This is a genomic window from Streptomyces megasporus, from assembly GCF_000718985.1.
In the GTDB taxonomy this organism is placed as follows: Bacteria; Actinomycetota; Actinomycetes; order Streptomycetales; family Streptomycetaceae; genus Streptomyces; species Streptomyces megasporus.
Map to the genome: position 1 here is coordinate 99,199 of NZ_JODL01000009.1, position 24,011 is coordinate 123,209.

22 protein-coding genes are annotated in these 24,011 nt (G+C 73.1%); 17 read left to right on the forward strand and 5 right to left on the reverse strand.

Annotated features, from left to right (window positions below):
• Nucleotides 1-2: 2 nt before the first annotated feature.
• Nucleotides 3-530, reverse strand: coding sequence for a GNAT family N-acetyltransferase (locus IF47_RS0110625; protein WP_031508344.1), 528 nt, complete (start codon nt 528-530; stop codon nt 3-5).
• A gap of 258 nt (nt 531-788) precedes the next feature.
• Here IF47_RS0110625 and IF47_RS0110630 point away from each other — a divergent pair, with 258 nt between their 5' ends.
• The 9 genes from IF47_RS0110630 (at nt 789) to IF47_RS0110670 (ending at nt 10,960) form a co-directional block, all read left to right on the forward strand.
• Nucleotides 789-1,328: a PadR family transcriptional regulator gene (locus IF47_RS0110630; RefSeq protein ID WP_031508346.1), complete on the forward strand. Its 540-nt coding sequence runs from the start codon at nt 789-791 to the stop codon at nt 1,326-1,328.
• Complete coding sequence (locus tag IF47_RS0110635; RefSeq protein ID WP_031508347.1) at nt 1,325-2,032, forward strand: ABC transporter ATP-binding protein; 708 nt, start codon at nt 1,325-1,327, stop codon at nt 2,030-2,032. Before IF47_RS0110630 ends, IF47_RS0110635 begins: the two co-directional genes overlap by 4 nt.
• Nucleotides 2,029-3,597, forward strand: a complete 1,569-nt coding sequence (locus tag IF47_RS0110640) for an FtsX-like permease family protein (protein ID WP_031508348.1) — start codon at nt 2,029-2,031, stop codon at nt 3,595-3,597. Before IF47_RS0110635 ends, IF47_RS0110640 begins: the two co-directional genes overlap by 4 nt.
• Before the next feature lie 63 nt (nt 3,598-3,660).
• Complete coding sequence (gene dxr / locus IF47_RS0110645; RefSeq protein WP_031508349.1) at nt 3,661-4,935, forward strand: 1-deoxy-D-xylulose-5-phosphate reductoisomerase; 1,275 nt, start codon at nt 3,661-3,663, stop codon at nt 4,933-4,935.
• The gene (locus IF47_RS0110650; RefSeq protein ID WP_031508351.1) at nt 4,932-6,236 is read left to right on the forward strand and encodes a M50 family metallopeptidase; all 1,305 of its coding nucleotides are present in this window, start codon (nt 4,932-4,934) and stop codon (nt 6,234-6,236) included. Before dxr ends, IF47_RS0110650 begins: the two co-directional genes overlap by 4 nt.
• Nucleotides 6,237-6,476: 240 nt before the next feature.
• Nucleotides 6,477-7,631, forward strand: coding sequence for a flavodoxin-dependent (E)-4-hydroxy-3-methylbut-2-enyl-diphosphate synthase (ispG, locus tag IF47_RS0110655; RefSeq protein WP_031508352.1), 1,155 nt, complete (start codon nt 6,477-6,479; stop codon nt 7,629-7,631).
• A 96-nt stretch (nt 7,632-7,727) separates the two neighbouring features.
• Entirely contained in the window at nt 7,728-8,573 is an 846-nt protein-coding gene (locus tag IF47_RS0110660) for a GNAT family N-acetyltransferase (RefSeq protein ID WP_031508353.1), read from the forward strand.
• 89 nt (nt 8,574-8,662) lie between these two features.
• Entirely contained in the window at nt 8,663-9,199 is a 537-nt protein-coding gene (locus IF47_RS0110665) for a GNAT family N-acetyltransferase (protein WP_031508354.1), read from the forward strand.
• Between the two features lie 51 nt (nt 9,200-9,250).
• Nucleotides 9,251-10,960: a proline--tRNA ligase gene (locus IF47_RS0110670; RefSeq protein WP_031508355.1), complete on the forward strand. Its 1,710-nt coding sequence runs from the start codon at nt 9,251-9,253 to the stop codon at nt 10,958-10,960.
• A 52-nt stretch (nt 10,961-11,012) separates the two neighbouring features.
• Here the strand turns inward: IF47_RS0110670 and IF47_RS0110675 are convergent, their stop codons facing one another.
• From IF47_RS0110675 to IF47_RS0110685, 3 genes are read right to left on the reverse strand one after another with little or no spacing between them, the layout of a single operon-like run.
• On the reverse strand, nt 11,013-11,915 hold the full coding sequence (locus IF47_RS0110675) for an aminoglycoside phosphotransferase family protein (protein WP_031508356.1): 903 nt from the start codon (nt 11,913-11,915) through the stop codon (nt 11,013-11,015).
• 27 nt (nt 11,916-11,942) lie between these two features.
• Nucleotides 11,943-12,461: a ferritin-like domain-containing protein gene (locus IF47_RS0110680; protein ID WP_078591715.1), complete on the reverse strand. Its 519-nt coding sequence runs from the start codon at nt 12,459-12,461 to the stop codon at nt 11,943-11,945.
• Nucleotides 12,461-12,970, reverse strand: coding sequence for a hypothetical protein (locus IF47_RS0110685; RefSeq protein ID WP_031508358.1), 510 nt, complete (start codon nt 12,968-12,970; stop codon nt 12,461-12,463). The genes IF47_RS0110680 and IF47_RS0110685 overlap by 1 nt, the downstream gene beginning before the upstream one ends.
• Nucleotides 12,971-13,232: 262 nt before the next feature.
• Here IF47_RS0110685 and rimP point away from each other — a divergent pair, with 262 nt between their 5' ends.
• From rimP to IF47_RS0110720, 8 genes are all read left to right on the forward strand, one after another.
• A complete protein-coding gene (rimP, locus tag IF47_RS0110690; RefSeq protein ID WP_031508359.1) occupies nt 13,233-13,784 on the forward strand; it encodes a ribosome maturation factor RimP in 552 nt (183 codons plus the stop codon).
• A gap of 2 nt (nt 13,785-13,786) precedes the next feature.
• Entirely contained in the window at nt 13,787-14,791 is a 1,005-nt protein-coding gene (gene nusA, locus IF47_RS0110695) for a transcription termination factor NusA (protein WP_031508360.1), read from the forward strand.
• A 61-nt stretch (nt 14,792-14,852) separates the two neighbouring features.
• The gene (locus IF47_RS29310; protein ID WP_078591716.1) at nt 14,853-15,131 is read left to right on the forward strand and encodes a YlxR family protein; all 279 of its coding nucleotides are present in this window, start codon (nt 14,853-14,855) and stop codon (nt 15,129-15,131) included.
• A gap of 163 nt (nt 15,132-15,294) precedes the next feature.
• Nucleotides 15,295-18,279 carry a translation initiation factor IF-2 gene (gene infB / locus IF47_RS0110700; protein ID WP_031508361.1) on the forward strand — a complete coding sequence of 995 codons (2,985 nt, stop codon included), beginning with the start codon at nt 15,295-15,297 and terminating at the stop codon, nt 18,277-18,279.
• Between the two features lie 176 nt (nt 18,280-18,455).
• Entirely contained in the window at nt 18,456-18,749 is a 294-nt protein-coding gene (locus tag IF47_RS0110705; RefSeq protein ID WP_031508362.1) for a DUF503 domain-containing protein, read from the forward strand.
• 43 nt (nt 18,750-18,792) lie between these two features.
• On the forward strand, nt 18,793-19,257 hold the full coding sequence (gene rbfA / locus IF47_RS0110710) for a 30S ribosome-binding factor RbfA (protein ID WP_031508363.1): 465 nt from the start codon (nt 18,793-18,795) through the stop codon (nt 19,255-19,257).
• A 3-nt stretch (nt 19,258-19,260) separates the two neighbouring features.
• Nucleotides 19,261-20,163: a tRNA pseudouridine(55) synthase TruB gene (gene truB / locus IF47_RS0110715; protein WP_031508364.1), complete on the forward strand. Its 903-nt coding sequence runs from the start codon at nt 19,261-19,263 to the stop codon at nt 20,161-20,163.
• Between the two features lie 382 nt (nt 20,164-20,545).
• A complete protein-coding gene (locus IF47_RS0110720) occupies nt 20,546-21,484 on the forward strand; it encodes a bifunctional riboflavin kinase/FAD synthetase (protein ID WP_031508365.1) in 939 nt (312 codons plus the stop codon).
• Nucleotides 21,485-21,592: 108 nt separating this feature from the next.
• Here IF47_RS0110720 and IF47_RS0110725 read toward each other — a convergent pair whose 3' ends face one another.
• The gene (locus tag IF47_RS0110725; protein ID WP_031508366.1) at nt 21,593-23,992 is read right to left on the reverse strand and encodes an SCO5717 family growth-regulating ATPase; all 2,400 of its coding nucleotides are present in this window, start codon (nt 23,990-23,992) and stop codon (nt 21,593-21,595) included.
• Nucleotides 23,993-24,011: the final 19 nt, after the last annotated feature.

Sequence of the window (24,011 nt, forward strand, 5' to 3'; positions counted from 1 at the left end):
GCTCACACCCGGTCGAACGGCTCGGGGTAGGCGAAGGGGCCGCGCAGCGCGGGGTCGTCCGGGTCGTACGCGGAGAGCGTGCGGACCTGGAAGTACCGCCCCCAGGCCGGATCGGGCGGGGTGACGCCGTACTCCGTCGAGGCACGGAAGCCGAACCGCCCGTAGTAGGCGGGATCGCCGAGCAGGGCCACCAGCGGCTCGTCGAGGGCGTCGGCCGCGCCGAGCACGGCGTGGACGAGCGCCGAGCCGACGCCGCGCCGCTGGTGGTCGGGGTGCACGCCGAGCGGACCCAGCCCCAGGGCCCGCGCCCTGCCGACGCGCCCACGGGTGCACACCACGTGCCCGACGACCTCACCCCCCGGGCCCTCGGCCACCAGGGACAGCGCGGGCAGCCACGCGCCGTGGCCGCGCAGCTCGTCGAGCAGGGTCACCTCGACGGGGACGGGGGTTTCCGCCCTGGCCGCGAAGGCGGCGCCGGTGACGGCGCGCACGGCGGGGACGTCGGCGGGGGTCTCGCGTCGGATCAGCACCGTGGCAGTCTGCTGCGCCGCCCGTGCCGGGGCAACACGATAAGGCGCCCGTCCCTCGCCCTGTGCGCGTACGTCGTCCGGGGGAGGCGGTCCGGGAGGCGCGGGGAAGGCCGGCGTCGGCCCGCCCGGACCCCCGCCCGGAACCGTGGGGTCCCACCCGGTCGAGCTCCGCGACCGGTACGGCGCGGGGGAGCAGGCAACACCGCCTCGCCAAGGACGACTTGACGCCGACTATTCTCTCAGGGAATAGTCACGGCCATGTCGACCGCAGCCCATGTACTGCTCGCCCTGCTGGCCGCCGGGCCGATGCACGGCTACGACCTCAAGAAGGCGCACGACCAGCGCCTTCCCCAGGCCAAACCGATCGCCTTCGGCCAGGTCTACGGCACACTCGGCAGGCTGGAACGCGACGGCCTGGTGGAGAAACGGGGGCAGAGCCGGGAAGGGGGCCCGGACCGCACCGAGTTCGCCATCACCGACACCGGTCGAGAGAAGCTCCGCACCTGGCTGGAGACGATCGAGACGCCGGCCCCGTACATCAGCAGCACCCTGCTGGCCAAGGTCGTCGTCGCCCTCCTGGTCGACGGGGCCGGCCAGGCCCGTGACTACCTCACCGCGCAGCGCCGGGCGCACACCGCCCGGCTGCGGGAGTTGACCGCCGTCAAGACGGACCCGGCGTCCTCACCCGGCGACGTGATCGCCGCCGACTACGCCATCGCTCACCTCGACGCCGACCTGCGCTGGTTGCGCACCACGTTGGAGCGCGTCGCCGACCTGCACCGGGAGGTGCGCTCATGACGCTTCTGCAAGCCCGCGGGCTCGTGAAGTCCTACGGACCCACGCCCGCTCTCCGCGGCGTCGACCTGGAGGTGGCCGAGGGGGAGATCCTCGCCGTCACCGGCCCCAGCGGCTGCGGCAAGTCCACGTTGCTGCACTGTCTGTCGGGCATCCTGCGCCCCGACGCGGGCGAGGTGCTGTACGGGGGGCAGCGTCTCGACACCCGCTCGGAGGCCGACCGTTCGCGGCTGCGCCGCACCGACTTCGGAGTGCTGTTCCAGTTCGGGCAGCTCGTCCCCGAGCTGACGGCGGCGGAGAACGTCGCCCTGCCGCTGCTGCTCGCCGGGCAGGGACGGCGCGAGGCCCGCGCCGCCGCGCTGACCTGGCTGGAGCGGCTGGACGTGGCGGACGTGGCCGACGCCCGGCCCGGGGAGATGTCCGGTGGCCAGCAACAGCGGTGCGCCGCCGCGCGGGCGCTGGTGACCGAGCCGCGCGTCCTCTTCGCCGACGAACCCACCGGGGCGCTGGACGCGCTCGCCGGCGAGCGGCTGTTGGCGTGCCTCACCCGGACCGCCCACGAGCGGCACACCAGCATCGTGCTGATCACCCACGACGCATCGGTGGCCGCCTACGCCGACCGCGAGATCACCCTCCGGGACGGCGCGGTGGACCCGACCGGCCTCGGCGCCGACATAGCGCCCGCTCCGACGGGCGGGCGCCGATGAAACCCACCGCTCTCCTCCGACTGGCCCTCGCCGGAACCCGCACCGACACCCTGCGGGTGGTGCTCACCGCCTTCAGCGCCCTCCTCGCCGCCCTGGCGGTGTTCGCCGCGCTGAACGTGCTGGCCATCCCCGATCCCGAACCCCGGGCCGACGCGGGCGTGCCCCTGAACGACCAGTACGCCAACGCCGTCCTCCGGGAACCCGGACTGCACATCGGCGTGGTCACCGCCCTGCTGCTGCTCGGCATCCCGGTGCTGGCCCTGGCCGGGCAGTGCGCCCGGCTCGGCGCCCCCGCCCGCGACCGACGGCTCGCCGCGATCCGGCTGGCCGGCGCCACCCCACGCCAGGCCACCGCCGTCGCCGCCGCCGAGACGGGGGTGGCGAGCCTGCTGGGCACCTGTGCCGGGCTCGTCGTCTACCTGATCGGACACCAGGTGCTGCACCGGCCGGACGCCGAGGGCAGGCTGCGCCTTCCCACCGACGTCCTGCCCCCCGTCCCCGTGCTCGCCGTCGCGGTGCTCGGCCTCCCGCTGCTCGCGGCCCTCGCCGCCGCGGTGATGCTGCGCCGGGTGACGGTGGACCCGCTCGGCGTGACTCGGCGGACGCGCCCGAAGGGGACGCCGAAGCCCTGGCCCGCCGTCCCGATCGTGCTCGGCGTCGGCGCGTTCTTCGCCTTCGAGGCGCTCACGGAGTGGCACGCGAGCATCGCCGACGAGTCCTCCATCGCCCTGCCGTTCGTCCTGCTCTTCGGGGGCGGGTTCCTCGCCGCTCTCGGCGTGGTGCTCGGCGTCGGCTGGATCTCCCACACCGCCGGTCGGGTGCTGCTCCGCCTCGCCCGCCGCCCCGCCCCGCTGCTGGCCGCCCGGCGGCTGCTCGCCGACCCCTGGCACGGCAGCCGTACCCAGGCGGCCCTGCTGGTGGCCGTGGTCTTCGGCTCCGGAGCGCTGGCCGCGCGCGCCTACTTCATCACCATGAACAAGGCCGAACTGATCCAGGAACGGCGCCACGAGGAGGCGGTGCGAGAGGGAGTGCTGGGGGACGGCGGGCTCGCCTTCTCCCCGGAGACCTTCTACCTGAGGACCATGGACCTGGTGGACGCGGCCGTGATCGTGGCGCTGGTGATCGCGGCCGGCGGGATGCTGGTGGCCGTCGCCGAGACCGTCGTCGCCCGCCGCCGCTCCCATGCCGCCCTGACGGCCTCCGGCGTGCCCCGCCGGGTACTGGGCCGGGCGGTGCTGTGGCAGACGTTCGCGCCCCTGGTCCCGGCCGTGCTGCTGGCGTCGGCGGTGGGCGCCCTGATGGGCCGGGGCTACTTCGGCGTGGAGGTCAAGGCGTACGGCGGCATGAGCGAGGTCTGCGACGCGGATCCCGAGGTCTGCGCCACGGCCTTCGAGGAGCACAGCCGCCTGGTGAAACTCCCGGACCTCCACCTCTCCGTCCCCGTCCCCCTGGACGACCTGGCCCTCCAGGGCCTGGGCGTGCTGGCCCTGGTGCTGGCCGCCACCGGCGTCGGTCTGCTGTTCCTGCGCTCCGGCACGTCGGTGGAGGAACTGCGCACGGGGTGATCCCCGGTGATCCCAGGGCGACGCGGTGTCCGGTCCGTCTCGCGGACCGGACACAATGGGGGGATGACCGACAGTCCCGCTCCCCTCGCCGACCCGCACCTGCGCCGGCCGGTCGGCGCCCTTGCCGCCGACGGACCGGACGACGGACCGCGCGACATCGTGATCCTGGGGTCCACCGGATCGATCGGCACCCAGGCCGTCGACGTGGTGCTCGGCAACCCCGACCGCTTCCGGGTGACCGGACTCTCCGCCGCGGGCGGCCGGGTCGAGCTGCTGGCCGAGCAGGCCCACCGGCTGCGGGTCCGCACCGTCGCGGTCTCCCGCGAGGACAAGGCCGGCGAGCTGCGCGAGGCCCTGCGCGCGCGGTACGGGGCGGGGGAGCCGCTGCCGACGGTGCTGGCCGGACCGGACGCGGCCACCGAGCTGGCCGCGTCCGCCTGCCACACCGTCCTCAACGGCATCACCGGTTCCATCGGGCTGCGCCCCACCCTCGCCGCGCTGGAGGCCGGGCACGTCCTGGCCCTGGCCAACAAGGAGTCGCTGATCGTCGGCGGTCCGCTGGTGAAGGCCCTGGCGAGGCCAGGCCAGATCGTCCCCGTGGACTCCGAGCACTCGGCCCTGTTCCAGGCGCTGATGGGCGGCACCCGGGCCGAGGTTCGCAAGCTGCTGGTCACCGCCTCCGGCGGCCCCTTCCGGGGGCGGACCCGGGAGGAGCTCCAGGACGTCACGCCCGCCGACGCGCTGGCCCACCCCACCTGGGCGATGGGGCCGGTGATCACCGTCAACTCGGCGACCCTGGTCAACAAGGGGCTGGAGGTCATCGAGGCGCACCTGCTGTACGACATCCCCTTCGACCGCATCGAGGTCGTCGTCCACCCCCAGTCCTACATTCACTCGATGGTGGAATTCGTCGACGGCTCCACCCTCGCCCAGTGCGGCCCGCCCGACATGCGGCTGCCCATCGCGCTCGGGCTGGGCTGGCCGCACCGGGTGCCCGACGCCGGCCCCGTCTTCGACTGGTCCACGGCGATGAGCTGGGAGTTCTTCCCTCTGGACGAGAAGGCCTTCCCGTCCGTGGCGCTGGCCTGCCACGTCGGCGCGCTCGGCGGAACCGCCCCGGCGGTCTTCAACGCCGCCAACGAGGAGTGCGTCGAGGCGTTCCTCGCCGGCAGGCTGCCCTTCAACGGCATAGTGGACACGGTCGCGACGGTGGTCGGGGAACACGGCACCCCGAGGGGAACCGACCTGTCGCTGGAGGAAGTCCTCGACGCCGAGACGTGGGCGCGCGCCCGCGCCCGCGAACTGGCGGCCCGATCCACGGCGGAGGTACGCGCATGACGACGGTGATGACCATTCTCGGCATAGTCGTCTTCGTCGTCGGCCTGCTGTTCTCCATCGCCTGGCACGAGCTGGGCCACCTGTCGACGGCCAAGATGTTCGGCATCCGCGTGCCGCAGTACATGGTCGGCTTCGGTCCCACCGTCTGGTCGAAGCGGAAGGGCGAGACGGAGTACGGCATCAAGGCCATCCCGCTCGGCGGCTACATCCGCATGATCGGCATGTTCCCGCCCGGCGAGGACGGGGCCATCCGGCAGCGCTCCACCTCCCCCTTCCGGGGCATGATCGAGGACGCCCGCGCGGCGGCCTTCGAGGAGCTCCAGCCGGGCGACGAGAAGCGGCTGTTCTACACGCGCAAGCCCTGGAAGCGCGTGATCGTGATGTTCGCCGGGCCGTTCATGAACCTGGTGCTCGCGGTGGTGATCTTCCTCGCCACGCTGATGACCTTCGGCATCAGCACCCAGACCACCACCGTCTCCACCGTCTCCGAGTGCGTGATCAAGGCCTCGGCGAAGACCGACACCTGCCCGGAGGGCGCCCCCGACTCCCCGGCCAAGGCGGCCGGCCTCAAGCCGGGCGACACCATCGTCGCCTTCGACGGCAAGGAGGTCGCCGAGTGGGGCGAGCTCCAGCAGCGCATCCGCGACACCATCGGCCCGGCCACCATCACCGTCGAACGCGACGGGGAGCGCCGGGTCCTCCACGCGGACCTGGTGGAGAACCAGGTCGCCAAGTCCGACGGACGCGGCGGGTACGTCGAGGGCGAGTACGTCACCACCGGCTTCCTCGGCTTCTCCCCGGCCACCGGCGTCGTCGAACAGTCCTTCCCCCAGGCCGTCGACCGGATGAGCGACATGATGGTCAGCGGCGTCGAGGCCCTGATCAGCCTGCCGGAGAAGATCCCGGGCCTGTGGAACGCCGCCTTCGCGGGGGCCGAGCGCGAACAGGACTCCCCGATGGGCGTGGTGGGCGCGGCCCGGGTCGGCGGCGAGGTCTTCGCGCTGGAGATCCCGGCGGAGCAGCGGGTGGCGGTGATGCTCTTCCTCGTGGCGGGCTTCAACCTGTCGCTGTTCCTGTTCAACATGCTGCCCCTGCTGCCGCTGGACGGCGGCCACATCGCGGGGGCCCTGTGGGAGTCGGTGCGCCGGGGCTTCGCCAAGCTCCTGCGCCGCCCCGACCCCGGACCGTTCGACGTGGCGAAGCTGATGCCGGTGGCGTACGTGGTGGCGGGCGTCTTCGTCTGCTTCACGCTGCTGGTGCTCGTCGCCGACATCGTCAACCCGGTGCGCCTCACCGGCTGACCACCGGACCCGAAGCGGCGGCCGGACGCGCGTCGTCCGGCCGCCGTCCCGCGTTCGCCGTCCGTTCGCGCCCGGTCCGCACCGCGTCCGCCCCCAGCCGCCGCCGGCCGCCACCGGCCGCCCGTCACCCGCGTACGGCGGACCACGGTGTGCTCGGCACACCCGGCGTAACGTAATCTCGGAGGCCGGAGCCCGCGGCCGAACGGGGCACTCGACCACAGCTTGGGGTTGCACAGCACAATGACAGCGATTTCGCTCGGAATGCCGTCCGTACCGACGAAGCTGGCCGACCGGCGGACCAGCCGGAAGATCCAGGTCGGTTCCGTGGCCGTCGGCGGCGACGCCCCGATCTCCGTGCAGTCGATGACCACCACCGTCACCGCGGACATCGGCGCCACGCTTCAGCAGATCGCCGAGCTGACCGCCGCCGGCTGCGAGATCGTCCGCGTCGCCTGCCCGTCCCAGGACGACGCCGAGGCCCTGCCGGTCATCGCGAAGAAGTCCCAGATCCCGGTGATCGCGGACATCCACTTCCAGCCCAGGTACGTCTTCGCGGCCATCGACGCGGGCTGCGCCGCGGTCCGGGTCAACCCGGGCAACATCCGGCAGTTCGACGACAAGGTCAAGGAGATCGCCAAGGCGGCCTCCGACGCGGGCATCCCGATCCGCATCGGCGTCAACGCCGGCTCGCTGGACAAGCGGCTGCTGGCCAAGTACGGCAAGGCCACCCCCGAGGCGCTGGTGGAGTCCGCGCTGTGGGAGTGCTCCCTGTTCGAGGAGCACGGCTTCCGGGACATCAAGATCTCGGTCAAGCACAACGACCCGGTCGTGATGGTCAACGCCTACCGGCTCCTCGCCGAGCGGTGCGACTACCCCCTCCACCTGGGCGTCACCGAGGCCGGACCGGCCTTCCAGGGCACCATCAAGTCGGCGGTCGCCTTCGGCGCCCTGCTGAGCGAGGGCATCGGCGACACCATCCGCGTCTCGCTGTCGGCGCCGCCGGTGGAGGAGGTCAAGGTCGGCCTCCAGATCCTCCAGTCCCTCGGCCTGCGGCAGCGCCGCCTGGAAATCGTCTCCTGCCCCTCCTGCGGCCGGGCCCAGGTGGACGTCTACAAGCTCGCCGACGAGGTCACCGCCGGCCTCGCGGGCATGGAGGTGCCGCTGCGCGTGGCCGTCATGGGCTGCGTCGTCAACGGCCCCGGCGAGGCCCGCGAGGCCGACCTCGGCGTCGCGTCCGGAAACGGCAAGGGCCAGATCTTCGTCAAGGGCGAGGTCATCAAGACCGTGCCCGAGTCGAAGATCGTCGAGACCCTCATCGACGAGGCCATGAAGATCGCCGAGCAGATGGAGAAGGACGGCGTGCTCTCCGGGGAGCCCCAGGTCTCCGTGAGCTGACGTACGCGCCCGCGGCGGCCTGGAGGTACAGTGCGGGACATCCCCCGTCCACGCAGTACCAGCACACCCTCCAGGCCGTACGGTGAGGCATCCCACGTGTTGACGACCACCACCACCCGCGTCGTCGAGCCCCACGAGCTCGAAGCCGCCCTCGCGGTGCTCGACCGCGCGCCCGTCGACAACGCCTTCGTCACCGCCCGGGTCCGGGTCTCCGGCCTGGACCCCTGGCGGCTCGGCGGCGAGATGTGGGGCTGGTACCACCGCGGGAGGCTGGAGTCCCTGTGCTACTCCGGGGCCAACCTCGTCCCCGTCTGCGCGGGACCGGCGGCGGTGCGCGCCTTCGCCGAGCGGGCCCGCCGCCAGGGCCGCCGCTGCTCGTCCATCGTCGGTCCCGCCGAGCCCACCGCCGACCTGTGGGCCCGGCTGGAGCCGCACTGGGGGCCCGCCCGCGAGGTCCGCGCCCACCAGCCGTTGATGGTCACCGACCGCATGCCCGAGCACATACGGCCCGACCCGTACGTGCGGCGCGTCCGCAAGGACGAGATGGACGTGCTGATGCCCGCCTGCGTGGCGATGTTCACCGAGGAGGTCGGCGTCTCGCCGCTGGCCGGGGACGGCGGGCTGATCTACCAGGCCCGGGTCGCCGAACTGGTCGGCGCGGGCCGCTCCTTCGCCCGGATCGAGGACGGCAAGGTGGTCTTCAAGGCCGAGATCGGCGCCGTCACCCCGAAGGTCTGCCAGATCCAGGGCGTGTGGGTCGCCCCCGAACGCCGGGGCGAGGGCCTGTCCGTCACCGGCATGGCCGCGGTGCTGCGGTACGCGCTGACCGAGGTCTCCCCGGTCGTCAGCCTCTACGTCAACGACTACAACACCCCGGCCCGCGCGACGTACCGGCGAGTGGGCTTCCGCGAGGCCGGGGCGTTCATGAGCGTGCTGTTCTGAACGGCTCTGAACGGTGCCGCCCGCGCCGGAGGACCGGGACGTGGACGTTCCGGTGAATCCTCCGGCGCTCTCCAGTAGGGTCGATGTCCATGGAAGACGTCGTGGTCGGTCCCTTGGATCTCGCCGCCCGGGTGGACGACGCGCTCGCCGTGCAGGCGCTCGCCTTCGGACTGACCGACGAGGAGATCAACGTGCGCCGCCACATCGTGCTGCGGCACCTGGCCTCCCCGGGGGCCCGCTCCCTGGGGGCCACCACACCGGACGGGCGGCTGGTCGGCTTCGTGTACGGCATGCCCAACGACCGCGCGCAGTGGTGGTCCACCGTCGTCGAACCGTACCTGCGGCGGGCCGGGCACGCCGACTGGCTCGACGACGTCTTCGTCATCACCGAACTGCACGTCCACCCCCGCCACCAGAAGCACGGCATCGGCCGGGAGCTGATCACCAGGATCACCGACGGCGCCGACGAGCCGCGCTCGATCCTCTCCGCGATCGACACCGAGAGCCCGGCCCGCGCCCTCTACCACTCCCTGGGCTACCGCGACCTGGCCCGCCACGTGCTGTTCCCGAGCGCGCCGAGCCCGTACGTGGTGATGGGCGCGCCGCTGCCGCTGCGGCGCGGGTAGTCTCCTGCGGAAGATCGCACGTCCGCACGACCACCCGCAGGAGAGACCCCCATGGCAGCCCGTGTCCAGCGCATGTCCCGTCTGATGCTGAAGACGCTGCGCGAGGACCCGGCCGACGCCGAGACCCTCAGCCACCGGCTCCTGGTCCGCGCCGGCTACGTCCGCCGCGCCGCCGCCGGCATCTGGACCTGGCTCCCGCTGGGCAAGCGGGTGCTGGAGAACGTCACCCGGATCGTCCGCGAGGAGATGGACGCCATCGGCGCCCAGGAGGTCCTCCTCCCGGCCCTGCTCCCTAAGGAGCCCTACGAGATCTCCGGACGCTGGGAGGAGTACGGGGACCTGCTGTTCCGGCTCAAGGACCGCAAGGGCGCCGACCACCTGCTCGGCCCCACCCACGAGGAGATCTTCACCCAGGTCGTCAAGGACCAGTGCACGTCCTACAAGGACCTGCCGGTGATCCTCTACCAGATCCAGACCAAGTACCGGGACGAGGCCCGGCCCCGCTCGGGCATCCTGCGGGGGCGGGAGTTCCTGATGAAGGACTCCTACTCCTTCGACACCTCCGACGAGGAGCTGGCCGAGTCCTACCGGCTGCACCGCGAGGCGTACGTGCGGATCTTCACCCGGCTCGGCCTGGACCACCGGATCGTCTCGGCCGTCTCGGGCGCGATGGGCGGCTCGGCGTCGGAGGAGTTCCTCGCCCCGGCCGCCGCCGGCGAGGACACCTTCGCCGACTGCCCCTCCTGCGGCTACGCCGCCAACACCGAGGCCGTCACCTTCCCCCTGAAGTCGGCCGACCCCCTGGGCCACCCTCCGCTGGAGGAGCTGGACACCCCCGACACCCCCACCATCGAGACCCTCGCCGAGCACTTGGGCGTGCCCGCCTCCGCCACCCTGAAGAACCTCCTGGTCAAGGTGGACGGGGAGATCACCGCCGTCGGCGTCCCCGGCGACCGCGAGGTGGACCTGGCCAAGCTCGCCGAGCACCTCGCCCCCGCCACGGTCGAACTGGTCACCGCCGAGGACTTCACCGGCCGTCCCGCCCTGGTGCGCGGCTACGTCGGCCCGCAGGGGCTGGCGGGCACCGCCTTCCGCTACCTCGCCGACCCGCGCGTGGCCCCGGGCACCTCCTGGATCACCGGTGCCAACAAGCCCGACACCCACGCCCGCAACGTGGTGTGCGGCCGGGACTTCGAGGTCGACGAGTACCTGGACGTGGTCACCGTCGAGCCGGGCGACCCCTGCCCCTCCTGCGGCGCCGGGCTGCGGCTGGACCGGGCCATCGAGATCGGCCACATCTTCCAACTCGGCCGCAAGTACGCCGACGCCTTCGGGCTGGACGTGCTGGGGAAGGACGGCAAGCCCGTCCGCGTCACCATGGGCTCCTACGGCATCGGGGTCTCGCGCGCGGTGGCGGCGCTCGCCGAGCAGACGGCCGACGACAAGGGCCTGTGCTGGCCGCGCGAGATCGCCCCGGCGGACGTCCACGTCGTCGCGGCCGGCAAGGGCGCCCAGATCTCCTCGGCCCTGGAACTGGCGGACCGGCTGGGCGCGGCCGGGGTCCGTGTCCTGGTGGACGACCGCACGGGCGTGTCGCCCGGGGTGAAGTTCACCGACGCGGAGCTGATCGGCGTGCCGACGATCCTGGTGGTGGGCCGTGGCGCGGCGAAGGGGCTGGTGGAGCTGAAGGACCGGCGCACCGGCGAGCGCGAGGAGATCTCGGTGGCGGAGGCCGTGGAGCGGCTGACCCGCCGCGACTGAGCCCCGCCGCGGACCGAGCCCGTCGGGCCCGGCCGGACCGCGGCCGGGCCCGTCACAGCCAGCCGGCGAACTCCAGCAGCATCTCGCCGTCCACGCGGTCCCCGGCGGCGATGTGCCGGGCGCCCGACTCCACCGCCCGGTACAGGCTCCAGCCGCGCAGCCGGTCGCGGTCCACCTCCAGGGAGTCCGCCAGTTTGCGCACCCTGCGCCGGGTGAGGGAGGCGGCGCCGGAGGTGGCCCCCAGGTCGTGCAGCCGGTCGCGGACCAGCCGGGCCAGGTCGTAGGCCCGCTCGCCCACCAGCGGCTCCGGGCCGACCACCAGCCAGTGGGCCCGCCCCGGATCGGCGGAGAGCACCGTGCCCTGCCGGAACTCGCCGTGCAGCAGGAGTTCCTCGGGGGCGTCGGCGAGCAGCGCCGCGCGCAGCTCCAGCGCCTCGTCGGCCAGCGGCCGGGCCTCCTTCGGCACGTGTTCGCGGATGTGGTCCACGGCCCGGGCGGTGTGCTCGGCCACGGTCGTGAAGGGGTGGTCGGCACCGGAGAGCGTCGGGGGGACCCACAGCCGGCGCAGCGCCGAGACCGCCTCCAGGTTGGCCTTCGCCTCCGGCAGGGACCGCAGCGAGATCTCCGCGTGCAGCCGCTCCAGCAGCAGCGCGCCCGTCTCCGGCGCCGCGTCCAGCAGCCGCACCGCGCCGTGCCCGTTCCACCGGGCCAGGGCCGCCGCCTCCGTCTCGGCACCCGTCGCACGCAGCTTCAGCGCCGCCGGGGCGCCGTCCGCCCGGCGCACCAGGGCGACCAGACTGCCGCGCCCACCGGGAACGACCACCCGTTCGACCGTCAGCTCCCAGCGCGCCAGCGACTCCCGCACCAGCTCCGGGAGTTCGGCCAACCAGGGGGAGTCCGCGCCCAGGGCGCGCACCAGTCGCTGCGGGGGTTCGACGCGTGGGGCGGGTGTCATATGCCCTGGCCGTGCCTTTCCGTCGGTTCAGAAGGTCTCCGGGGACGCCGACGCGGCGCGTTCGGCGAGCCCAGGGAAGGGTACGCCCGTGCCGCGCCACCGCACCGCGCGGACCGCGGCCTCCCGCAGCGCGCCCGCCGCCTCGCGCCGCAGGTCGCCCTCGCTCGCCCGGACCAGGTCCGCGTAGACGGCGGCCACCCGCTCCTCCAACTCGGCGGCGAGCCGTACCGCGGCGGCGGCGTCCGGAACGGCGAAGGGCAGGGTGTAGGCCGCGGCGGCGGCCCGTGGCTCGCCGCCCATCTTCCGCACCGCGTGCCGCAGGGCGTCACGGCGCGCGCGGTGGGCTTCGTGGGCCCGACGTGTCTCGGCACGCAGATCCTCGGCGATCCGCCCCCCGACGACGCCGTAGCCGTAGACGGCGGCGTGCTCGGCGGCGAGCGCGGCCTGGACGGCGGCGAGCACGCCGTCGTCCGGGCCGTCGGAGCCGTCGGACCCGGTGGGGGAGGCCGGGACAAAGGGCGCGGTGGGGATCGTCGCTCGGGTCATCACTCGCCGTTCGTGAGCAGGTACGCGTGGGCCGCCCCCGCCGCCGCGACGGACGCCAGCAGCCGGGCCAGCTCGGGCGGGGCGTCGAGGAGCGCCCGGGTGCGGGCGTCGGCCGTCGCCCGTTCGGCGTTCGCCAGCGCGGTCAGCGCACGTCCGGTGTCCGCGGGCACGGCCGTGCCCGCGGGGCCGGGATCGGCCGCGGTCCGCGGGGAGGCGGAGCCACGGGGCGCGGCGCCGCCGAACGCCGTCACGTGCCGCGCCACGTTCGCGCGCAGCGGTTCCAGCCGCCCGGCGAGCGAGGGGTGCGCGTCGATGGTCCGGTCGTAGCGCTCCAGCAGGTCGACGCTGTCGCGGGCCGCCCGGCGCCGCAGCCGTTGCGCGTGGGAGGAGCGCTCGCGTTCGACGGCTTCCGAGGCGCCGTCGGAGCACCCGGCGAGGACCAGCGCGGCGGCGCCCGTCACCCCGGTGGCCAGCAGGCTCCTCCGGCGCGGACGCGAGTCGATCGGCACGGGCGCTCCCTGGGGAGGTGTGGTTCGGTGGTGTGCGGGAAAGAAGGCGATCACCGCCTTGCGAGCGTACCCGTGTTCGCACGATCCCCCGAGGCGGGTCACCGCTGTGCCCCGCGCGTACCCCGTGTGGGGGACGGCCGCCCGGTGGAGCGCTCCGTGATCGTCTGGTCGGCGGGACCCGCCGCAGGCGATAGGCTTGACCCCCGTACCCCCAGGACAGGATGTTCCCCACAACAGCACACGCGGCCGAGGAGTCACCCGGATGAGCACCACCCAGAACGAGAGGCTGCGAGAACTGCTGGAGCCGCTCGTCGCCACCAGGGGCCTGGATCTGGAAGAGGTCACCGTGACCCCGGCAGGGAGAAGGCGGGTCCTGCGCGTGGTGGTGGATTCCGACGAGGGCGTGCAGCTCGACACCTGTGCCGAACTGAGCCGCGCGGCCTCGGAGATCCTCGACGAGACCGACGTGATGGGCGGCGCCCCCTACGTCCTGGAGGTGACCTCCCCCGGTACCGACCGTCCGCTGACCGAGCCGCGGCACTACCGCCGCGCCGTCGGCAGGCTGATCAGGGCCCGGCTGACCGAGGAGGCGGGCGGCGGCGAGGTGGTCGCCCGGATCCTCGACGCGGACGGCGACGGCGTGGAGGTGGAGGTGCCCGGCGTCAAGGGACGCAAGCCCACCACCCGCCGGATCGCCCTCGACGAGATCGCCAGGGCCCGGGTGGAGATCGAGTTCAACCGCAAGGCCGACGAGAAGGCCGGGAAGACACGTCAGGCTGCGGCCTCTGACGACGAGAGCCAGGAGGAGGCGTAGCCGTGGACATCGACATGAGTGCCCTGCGGAACCTGGTGAGGGAGAAGGAGATCTCCTTCGACCTGCTGGTGGAGGCGATCGAGGCGGCTCTCCTGATCGCCTACCACCGCACCGAGGGCAGCAGCCGGCAGGCCCGGGTGGAGCTGGACCGCTCCACCGGACACGTGACGGTGTGGGCCAAAGAGGACCCGGCCGACCTGCCGGAGGGCGCCGAACCGCGTGAGTTCGACGACACCCCCTCCGGTTTCGGCCGGATCGCCGCGACCACCGCCAAGCAGGTCATCCTGCAGCGCCTGCGGGACGCCGAGGAGGAGGTCACCTTCGGCGAGTACGCCGGTCGCGAGGGCGACATCGTCACCGGGGTCGTCCAGCAGGGGAAGGACCCGCGCAGCGTCCTCGTCGACATCGGCAAGCTGGAGGCGATCCTGCCCCCGCAGGAGCAGGTGCCGGGCGAGGAGTACTCCCACGGCACCCGGCTGCGCAGCTATGTCGTCCGGGTCGCCAAGGGGGTCCGCGGCCCGTCGGTCACGCTCTCGCGCACCCACCCCAACCTGGTGAAGAAGCTCTTCGCCCTGGAGGTGCCGGAGATCGCCGACGGCTCGGTGGAGATCGCCGCCATCGCCCGCGAGGCCGGACACCGCACCAAGATCGCGGTGCGGTCCACCCGTCCGGGGCTGAACGCCAAGGGCGCGTGCATCGGACCCATGGGCGGTCGGGTGCGCAACGTCATGGCCGAGCTGAACGGCGAGAAGATCGACATCGTGGACTGGTCGGACGACCCGGCCGAGATGGTGGCCAACGCCCTCTCCCCCGCCCGGGTGAGCAAGGTCGACGTCGTCGACGCCGCCGCCCGCTCGGCCCGGGTGACCGTGCCGGATTACCAGCTCTCCCTCGCCATCGGCAAGGAGGGGCAGAACGCCCGGCTCGCCGCCCGACTCACCGGTTGGCGGATCGACATCCGCCCCGACACCGAGCAGAGCGGAGAGCGGGACGCGGCGCGGAGCTGACCGTCGATCACCGTCCGTACCCCACCAACGGCGCAATCGGCGTCAGGAGGTAGACTGAACAGTGTCTGGCCGGACACGTGCCCGCGCACGCCCTGAACGCACCTGCGTGGGCTGCCGGGAGCGGTCGGACAAGGGCGATTTGCTGCGTGTGGTGTTGGTCGAGGACAGATGCGTTCCCGACCGTCGCGGTACGCTGCCCGGCCGGGGCGCATATCTGCACCCCACACCGACCTGTGTCGACCTGGCGGTCCGCCGCCGGGCGTTCCAACGGGCCTTCCGGGCCCCCGGGACGCTCGATACCGCGGAGCTGCGACAGGCAGTGCCGCGGGAAACACCGTAAGACAGCAAGCACGAACGGCCCGCACGGCACCCCGTGCGGGAGAGGTACCTCGCGAGTTGGAAGTAGGTCGAGATTGCGATGAGCACTCGATGAGTACGCGATGAGTACGCCCATGCAGTAGCGAAGGTCCGGCGGACGATCCCCCCGGACCGTAAGGAGCGAAGTGGCTAAGGTCCGGGTATACGAGCTCGCCAAGGAGCTTGGAGTCGAAAGCAAGGTCGTCATGGCCAAGCTCCAAGAACTCGGTGAATTCGTCCGTTCGGCGTCCTCGACCATCGAGGCGCCGGTCGTACGCAAACTGACCGATGCGTTGAACGCGGGCAACGGCGCCGCGGGCGCCAAGAAGTCCGCTGCCAAGCCTGCCGCGCCGCGCAAGGCGGCGCCCCCCAAGCCCGGCGCCCCGAAGCCGGGCGCCGCAGCACCCAAGCCGGGTGCCCCGAAGCCGGGTGCCCCCAAGCCCGGCGCGGCCAAGAGCGCGCCCTCGAAGAACGTCCCGGCCCCCGGGCCGAGGAACGTCCCCACTCCCGGGCAGCGGCCGACCCCGGCCAAGCCGGGTCCCGCGCAGCCCGCGGCCCCGGCGAAGCCCGAGTTCACCGCGCCGCCGTCCGCCCCGGGCGGCTCCCCGCGCCCGGGTGCCCCGAAGCCGGGCACCCGTCCGGCACCGACCGGCCAGGGCGGACGCGGCCAGTCCGCGCCCCGTCCGGGTGCCCCCAAGCCGGGCGCCCGTCCGGCCGGACCGCGTCCGGGCAACAACCCCTTCACCTCCGGCGGCTCCACCGGCATGGCGCGCCCGCAGGCGCCCCGGCCGGGCGGTGCCCCGCGTCCGGGCGGCCCGCGTCCCGGCGGCGGCGCCGCCGGTCAGGCCGGTCCGCGTCCGCAGGCGCCCGGCGGCGCCCGTCCCAGCCCCGGCAACATGCCGCGTCCGCAGGGCGGCGCGGCGGGCCCGCGTCCGGGCGGTCCCCGTCCGAACCCGGGCATGATGCCGCAGCGTCCCGCCGCGGGCCCGCGTCCGGGTCCCGGTGGCCGCGGTCCCGGCGGCGGAGGCCGTCCGGGCGGCGCCGGTCGTCCCGGCGGCTTCGGAGGCCGTCCGGGCGGCGCCGGTCGTCCCGGCGGCGGTGGCGGCGGTGGCTTCGCCGGTCGTCCCGGTGGCGGCGGTGGCGGTGGCTTCGCCGGTCGTCCCGGTTTCGGCGGTCGCCCCGGCGGCCCCGGCGGCCGTGGCGGCACCCAGGGCGCTTTCGGCCGTCCCGGCGGTCCGGCGCGCCGTGGCCGCAAGTCGAAGCGGCAGAGGCGCCAGGAGTACGAGGCCATGCAGGCCCCGTCCATCGGCGGCGTGATGCTGCCGCGCGGCAAGGGCGAGACCGTCCGGCTGTCGCGCGGTGCGTCGCTCACCGACTTCGCGGAGAAGATCAACGCCAACCCGGCGTCGCTGGTCCAGGTGATGTTCAACCTGGGCGAGATGGTCACCGCGACCCAGTCGGTCTCCGACGAGACGCTTCAGCTCCTCGGCGAGGAGATGAACTACGTCGTCCAGATCGTCAGCCCGGAGGAGGAGGACCGCGAGCTGCTCGAGTCCTTCGACATCGAGTTCGGCGAGAACGAGGGCGGCGACGAGGCCCTGGTGCCGCGTCCGCCGGTGGTGACCGTCATGGGTCACGTCGACCACGGAAAGACGCGCCTGCTGGACGCGATCCGCAAGACCAACGTCGGTGAGGGCGAGGCCGGCGGCATCACCCAGCACATCGGCGCCTACCAGGTCACCACCGAGGTCAACGGCGAGGACCGCAAGATCACCTTCATCGACACCCCGGGTCACGAGGCGTTCACCGCCATGCGTGCCCGCGGTGCGAAGTCGACCGACATCGCGATCCTGGTGGTGGCGGCCAACGACGGTGTGATGCCCCAGACGGTCGAGGCCCTGAACCACGCCAAGGCGGCCGACGTGCCGATCGTGGTCGCGGTCAACAAGGTCGACATCGAGGGCGCGGACCCGACCAAGGTGCGCGGCCAGCTCACCGAGTACGGCCTGGTGGCGGAGGAGTACGGCGGCGACACCATGTTCGTCGACATCTCCGCCAAGCAGGGGCTGCACATCGACGAGCTGCTGGAGGCCGTGGTCCTCACCGCGGACGCGGCCCTGGACCTGCGGGCCAACCCCGCCCAGGACGCCCAGGGCATCGCGATCGAGGCCCACCTCGACCGCGGTCGCGGCGCCGTGGCCACCGTGCTCGTCCAGCGCGGCACGCTGCGCGTCGGCGACACGATGGTCGTCGGCGACGCGTACGGCCGAGTCCGGGCGATGCTCGACGACCGCGGCGAGAACCTCCAGGTGGCGGGTCCGTCGACCCCCGTCCAGGTGCTGGGTCTGACCAGCGTCCCGGGCGCCGGCGACAGCTTCCTGGTGGTCGACGAGGACCGCACGGCCCGTCAGATCGCCGAGAAGCGCGCCGCCCGCGAGCGGAACGCCGCGTTCGCCAAGCGCACCCGCCGGGTGTCCCTCGAGGACCTGGACAAGGTGCTCAAGGCGGGCGAGGTGCGTCAGCTCAACCTCATCATCAAGGGCGACGCGTCCGGTTCCGTCGAGGCCCTGGAGTCCTCGCTGCTCCAGCTCGACGTCGGCGAGGACGTCGACCTGCGCATCCTGCACCGCGGGGTCGGTGCGGTCACCGAGACCGACATCGACCTGGCCACCGGCTCCGACGCCATCGTCATCGGCTTCAACGTGCGCGCCGAGGGGCGTGCCACGCAGAAGGCCGAGCGCGAGGGCGTGGACGTCCGCTACTACTCGGTCATCTACCAGGCGATCGAGGAGATCGAGGCGGCCCTCAAGGGCATGCTCAAGCCGGAGTACGAGGAGGTCGAGCTGGGCACCGCGGAGATCCGCGAGATCTTCCGCTCGTCCAAGCTCGGCAACATCGCGGGTGTCATCATCCGCTCCGGCGAGGTCAAGCGGAACAGCAAGGCGCGCGTCATCCGCGACGGCAAGGTCATCGCGGAGAACCTCACCATCGAGGGCCTGCGTCGCTTCAAGGACGACGTCACCGAGATCCGCGAGGGCTTCGAGGGTGGTATCAACCTCGGAAACTTCAACGACATCAAGGTCGACGACGTCATCGCGACGTACGAGATGCGGGAGAAGCCCCGCGTCTGACACCCACCGGTGGGCCCACCGGTGACGGCCACGGAGCCTCCCGCCCCGGCGGGAGGCTCCCGGCCGTTATTCACGCGCTCGACGAGGACCGATGCGTGTACGGTTCTCGTGTCCCGCCGGGTGTCGGCGGGACTCCACCTCCCGAGGCCTCACGGGTCGGCCAAGACCCGCATCGCATGTACGTAGGCACACTCTCCTTCGACCTGCTGCTCGGCGACGTACGGTCGTTGAAGGAGAAGCGGTCGATCATCCGCCCGATCATCGCGGAGCTGCAGCGCAAGTACGCGGTGAGCGTCGCGGAGGTCGGGGAACAGAACATCCATCGCAGGGCCCTGATCGGCCTGGCGACGGTCTCCGGGGACGCCGGGCACGTCACGGACGTGCTCGACCGGTGCGAGCGGCTGGTGGCCGCGCGACCGGAGGTGGAACTGCTCTCCGTGCGGCGGCGGTTCCACGGTGAGGACGACTGAGCGCACCCGAACGAACGCATCCGAAACAGAAAGAAGCAGACACATGACCGACACCGCGCGGGCACGCAAACTCGCTGACCGCATCCGGGTCGTGGTCGCGGAGACCCTCCAGCGGCGGATCAAGGACCCGCGGCTCGGCTATGTGACGATCACCGACACCCGGGTCACCGGAGACCTGCGGGAGGCGACCGTCTTCTACACGGTCTACGGCGACGAGGAGGAGCGGGCCTCCTCCGCCGCGGCGCTGGAGAGCGCCAAGGGAGTCCTGCGCTCGGAGGTCGGGCGGCAGACCGGCGTGCGCTTCACGCCGTCGCTGACGTTCGTTCCGGACGCGCTCCCGGAGAACGCCCGGACCATCGATGACCTGCTGGCGAAGGCCAGGGCGTCGGACGCCCAGGTGCGCCAGGCGTCCTCGGGCGCCGCCTACGCGGGCGACGCGGACCCGTACCGCAAGCCCGTCCAGGAGGACGAGGAGTCGGAAGGCGACACGGACGGCGAGGACGCCTGACCCGTGGCACGTACAGGCACCCCGGGGCCCGGCGGGCTCGTCATCGTCGACAAGCCCGCCGGGTTCACCTCCCATGACGTCGTCGCCAAGATGCGCGGCATCGCCCGCACCCGCCGGGTCGGGCACGCGGGGACGCTGGACCCGATGGCCACCGGCGTCCTCGTCCTGGGCCTGGAGAGGGCGACCAAGCTGCTCGGCCACCTGGCGCTGACCGAGAAGGAGTACGTCGGAACCATCCGGCTCGGGCAGAGCACGGTCACCGACGACGCGGAGGGTGAGATCACCTCCTCCACCCCGGCCGTCGGCATCCCGCGCGAGGCGATCGACGAACAGGTCGCCAAGCTGACCGGCGACATCCTCCAGGTCCCGTCCAAGGTCAGTGCCGTCAAGGTCGACGGCAAACGGGCGTACGCCCGGGTGCGCGGGGGAGAGGAGGTCGAGCTGGCCGCCAGGCCGGTCACCGTCTCCTCCTTCACCGTGCACGACGTGCGCGAGGAGACCGCCGAGGACGGCACCCCCGTGGTGGACCTGCTGGTCTCGGTCGTCTGCTCCTCCGGCACCTACATCCGGGCGCTCGCCCGCGACCTGGGCGCCGGCCTGGGCGTCGGAGGCCACCTCACCGCGCTGCGCCGCACCCGCGTGGGCCCCTACGGCCTGGACGCGGCCCGAACCCTGGAACAGCACCAGGAAACGCTGACGATCATGCCCCTGGGCGAGGCCGTGGCCGCCGCCTTCCCCCGCTGGGACGTGGACGAACGGCAGGCCGGACTCCTGGCGAACGGCGCGCGGATCGCCATGCCGCCCGTCGCGCCGGGACCGGTCGCCGCCTTCGGGCCCGGCGACCGTTTCGTCGCGCTGGTGGAGGAGCACAAGGGCAGGGCCAAGAGCCTGGCGGTGTTCGCCTGAGCACCCCTTGTGTCCTCTTGCGCTCCCTTGTGTCTTGTGTCCGGAGAGCGTGGAATCGTCCGTCGGCCTCGCCGCCGGCGCACCGTGGGGCGGGCGCCCGTTTCGGCGCCCGCCCCACGATCCCCTCCTGTGCGCACCTTCTTCCTGTCCACGGAGGGGATCGGAATCACCCGACCGGCCGAGCGCTCGGAGTGAATCACGGCGCGCACGAGGGGCGTTCGGCGTCCGAGCGCCCCCGGTGGACGCTCCCGCCGCCCCGACCCGGCCGACCGACCCGGACGGGCGCGGGGCCCGTGCGAAGCACCGGGGGCGCCATGGCACTCTTGGACCGGCAGCATCCGACTGGTAATTCCGACTGGTATTTCGGCGAGGAGCGGGCACTGTGCAGCGCTGGCGTGGCTTGGAGGACATCCCCGAGGACTGGGGGCGCAGCGTCGTCACCATCGGCTCCTACGACGGAGTGCACCGCGGGCACCAGCTGATCATCGGCAGGACGGTCGAGCGTGCCCGCGAACTGGGCGTGCCCGCCGTCGTCGTCACCTTCGACCCGCACCCGAGCGAGGTGGTGCGTCCGGGCAGCCACCCGCCGCTGCTCGCCCCGCACCACCGGCGCGCCGAGCTGATGGCCGAACTCGGTGTGGACGCGGTGCTGATCCTTCCCTTCACCGAGGAGTTCTCCCGGCTCTCGCCGGCGGAGTTCGTGGTGAAGGTGCTGGTCGACAAACTCCACGCCCGCACGGTCGTGGAGGGCCCCAACTTCCGCTTCGGCCACCGGGCCGCGGGCACCGTGGAGACCCTGGCCGAACTGGGCCGGACATACGACTACGACGTGATGGTCGTCGACCTGTTCGTGCGCGGCGAGGCGGGCGGCGGAGAGCCGTTCTCCTCCACCCTCACCCGCCGTCTGGTCGCCGAGGGCGACGTGGCCGGGGCGGCGGAGGTACTGGGCCGCCCGCACCGGGTGGAGGGCGTGGTCGTGCGCGGCGCGCAGCGCGGGCGCGAGTTGGGCTACCCGACGGCGAACGTCGAGACCCTGCCGCACACCGCGATCCCCGCGGACGGCGTCTACGCCGGATGGCTGGTCGTGGAGGGGGAGTCGATGCCCGCCGCGATCTCCGTCGGCACCAATCCGCAGTTCGACGGAACCGAGCGGACGGTGGAGGCGTACGCCATCGACCGCGTCGGCCTGGAGCTGTACGGGCTCCACGTCGCCGTGGACTTCCTGGCCTACATCCGTGGTCAGGAGAAGTTCGCCACGCTGGACGAACTGCTGGCGCGCATGGCCGAGGACGTGCGGGTGACGAAGGAACTGCTGGGCTGAGTCCCGGCGGCAGGGAAACGTGAGACGGCCCGCCGTCCCGGCACGTGACCGGGAACGGCGGGCCGTCTCGTGTTCAGCGGCGATCGATCGGGGGATCGATCGGGGCCGTCACTGCTCCGGCGGCTGCGGCTGCTGCCACTGTTGGCCGGGCGGGGGAGGAGCCGCCGTACCGGGCTGCCAGCCCTGCTGCGGGCCGGGTTGACCGGGATGGCCGGGCTGCCCGGGGGGCTGAGGCGGGGCCGGATAGGGCTGCCCGGGCTGCGGCGGGTACGGAGCCTGCGGCGCGGCACCGCCGGGGTGGGGCTGCGCGTACGGTTGGCCGGGCTGAGGCTGGGGCTGGGCGTACGGCTGACCGGGCTGGGGCTGTCCGGGCATCGGGGGCGCCACGTGCGGCGGGTTGCCGCCGGGCGACCACAGGCCCTGCTCCTGCTGGTGGCGGGCGAAGTCCTCGGCGATCAGCGCGGCGAGGTTGAAGTACGCCTCGCGCGTCTTGGGGCGCATCATGTCCAGGTCCAACTCGGCGCCCGCCGCCAGGTGCTCGTCGAAGGGGACGACCACCACGTCGCGGCAGCGGGTCTTGAAGTGCGCCACGATGTCGTCCACCTTGATCATCTTTCCGGTCTCGCGGACCCCGGAGATGACCGTGATGCTGCGCTGCACCAGAGCGCCGTAGCCGTGGGCGGAGAGCCAGTCCAATGTGGTGCTGGCGCTGCTGGCGCCGTCCACGGACGGGGTGGAGATGACGATCAGTTGGTCGGCGAGGTCGAGGACCCCGCGCATCGCGCTGTAGAGCAGACCGGTGCCCGAGTCGGTGAGGATGATCGGGTACTGCTTGCCCAGCACGTCGATGACGCGGCGGTAGTCCTCGTCGTCGAAGGTCGTGGAGATCTCCGGGTCCACGTCGTTGGCGAGGATCTCCAGACCGGAGGGCGCCTGCGAGGTGAACCGACGGATGTCCATGTAGCTGTGGAGGTACGGGATCGCCGTCACCAGGTCGCGGATCGTCGCACCCGTCTCGCGCCGCACCCGGCGTCCCAGCGTGCCCGCGTCCGGGTTGGCGTCGATCGCGATGACCTTGTCCTGCCGCTCGCTGGCGAGCGTCGAGCCGAGCGCCGTGGTGGTCGTCGTCTTGCCGACACCGCCCTTGAGGCTGATCACCGCGATGCGGTAGCAGGACAGCACGGGCGTGCGGATGAGGTCGAGCTTGCGCTGCCGCTCGGCCTCCTCCCTCTTGGCACCGATGCGGAACCGGGAACCGCCGCCGCGGCTGCTCTGCGGACGCGGCTTCTTCTTCTGGTTCAGCAGGCGGTCGGAGGACAGCTCGACCGACGCGGTGTACCCCAGCGTGCCGGGCTGCGCCGTCGGCTGTTGCCGCGGGTCGGCGGGCCAGGAGGTGCCGCTGCGCGGGTCCTGCGGCTGTGCGGGGGGCTGTCCGTGGGGGAAGCCGTAACCGCCTTGGGGCGCGGCGGGGTTGGGGGTGGGTGCGGCCGGGGGCAGGGGTTGGGACGGTCCGCTCTGAGGTTGCGCGGGCGGCTGCGGGAAACCGTAACCACCCTGGGACGCGGCGGAATCGGGTGCGACCGGAGGCTGCTCCGGAGCGGCGGACCAGTGCGCGGCCGGAGCGGGCGTCCCGGCCGGGGGCGTGGCGGGGCGGAAGTGCGGCGGCAGCGGCGGCAACCCCGCGGGGGCGCCGGCCTCCGGCGGGGGCTGCCACGCCTGCGGCTGAGGAGCGGGCGGCACGGGCGTCTCGCCCTGGGGTTGCGCGGGCGGCTGCGGGGCGGCCGAAGGCTGGGGCTGGGGCTGAGCCTGCGGCGCGGGGGCGGACGCGGCCGGAGCGGGCGTCCCGAAACTCCCCGACCCGTCGCCCTCGGCACCGGTGACCGCCTCGGACTCACCGCTCCCACCGGTCTCCTCGGAGCCGTTCCCGAGGAGCGAGGACGACTCCGAGGGTTCCTCCGACGCGCTGTCCGGCGTGCTGTCCGAGGCTCCCTCCGAGACGCCGTCCGAGACGCCGTCCGGCGCGTTCGACGGCGCGGGGGCGGGCCGGGAGGTGTCGGGCGATCCACCGTCCGTGCTCTCCGAGACGCCGCTCCCGCTCCCAGACGACCCCGCCGACGATTCCGCCGCGGCCCTCAGCTCGGCGATCTCCCGGCGCAGCGCGGCGGCGGAGAAGCGCATGGTGGCGCCGCTGTCGAGATCCCCGCCCCCGGCCTGTTCCCCGCGGTCGTCCCCGGTCGGAGCCTCGGGCGACGGCGTGGGCACCGGCGGTGGCGGTGGCGGGGGAAACGCGGGCGGCGCGGCGCCCGCGCCCGTGTCGGCCCCGCCGGGCGTCCCGCTCGCGGCCGTCGACGACTGCGACGACTGCGCCGCGGAATCGGCGTTCCGCGTGTACCAGGCAGGCGGTGTGTAGTCGATGGTGAACTCGCCCGTGGTCTCGGTGTCGTCCTCGGGCAGGTCGTCGCCGGGTGCGATCCCGTCGACGCGGATCTCGTCCCGGTCGCTGTTCACAATGCCTCCTGCTGATCTG

Excerpts from the sequence above, each read along its gene's own strand:
- IF47_RS0110680 (WP_078591715.1), bottom strand. The coding sequence starts at position 12,461 with ATGACCCGAGCGACGATCCCCACCGCGCCCTTTGTCCCGGCCTCCCCC.
- IF47_RS0110675 (WP_031508356.1), bottom strand. The coding sequence starts at position 11,915 with ATGACACCCGCCCCACGCGTCGAACCCCCGCAGCGACTGGTGCGCGCC.
- IF47_RS0110640 (WP_031508348.1), top strand. The coding sequence starts at position 2,029 with ATGAAACCCACCGCTCTCCTCCGACTGGCCCTCGCCGGAACCCGCACC.
- ispG (WP_031508352.1), top strand. The coding sequence starts at position 6,477 with ATGACAGCGATTTCGCTCGGAATGCCGTCCGTACCGACGAAGCTGGCC.
- rbfA (WP_031508363.1), top strand. The coding sequence starts at position 18,793 with ATGACCGACACCGCGCGGGCACGCAAACTCGCTGACCGCATCCGGGTC.
- IF47_RS0110670 (WP_031508355.1), top strand. The coding sequence starts at position 9,251 with ATGGCAGCCCGTGTCCAGCGCATGTCCCGTCTGATGCTGAAGACGCTG.
- IF47_RS0110665 (WP_031508354.1), top strand. The coding sequence starts at position 8,663 with ATGGAAGACGTCGTGGTCGGTCCCTTGGATCTCGCCGCCCGGGTGGAC.
- dxr (WP_031508349.1), top strand. The coding sequence starts at position 3,661 with ATGACCGACAGTCCCGCTCCCCTCGCCGACCCGCACCTGCGCCGGCCG.
- rimP (WP_031508359.1), top strand. The coding sequence starts at position 13,233 with ATGAGCACCACCCAGAACGAGAGGCTGCGAGAACTGCTGGAGCCGCTC.
- IF47_RS0110650 (WP_031508351.1), top strand. The coding sequence starts at position 4,932 with ATGACGACGGTGATGACCATTCTCGGCATAGTCGTCTTCGTCGTCGGC.
- IF47_RS0110630 (WP_031508346.1), top strand. The coding sequence starts at position 789 with ATGTCGACCGCAGCCCATGTACTGCTCGCCCTGCTGGCCGCCGGGCCG.
- IF47_RS0110705 (WP_031508362.1), top strand. The coding sequence starts at position 18,456 with ATGTACGTAGGCACACTCTCCTTCGACCTGCTGCTCGGCGACGTACGG.
- IF47_RS0110635 (WP_031508347.1), top strand. The coding sequence starts at position 1,325 with ATGACGCTTCTGCAAGCCCGCGGGCTCGTGAAGTCCTACGGACCCACG.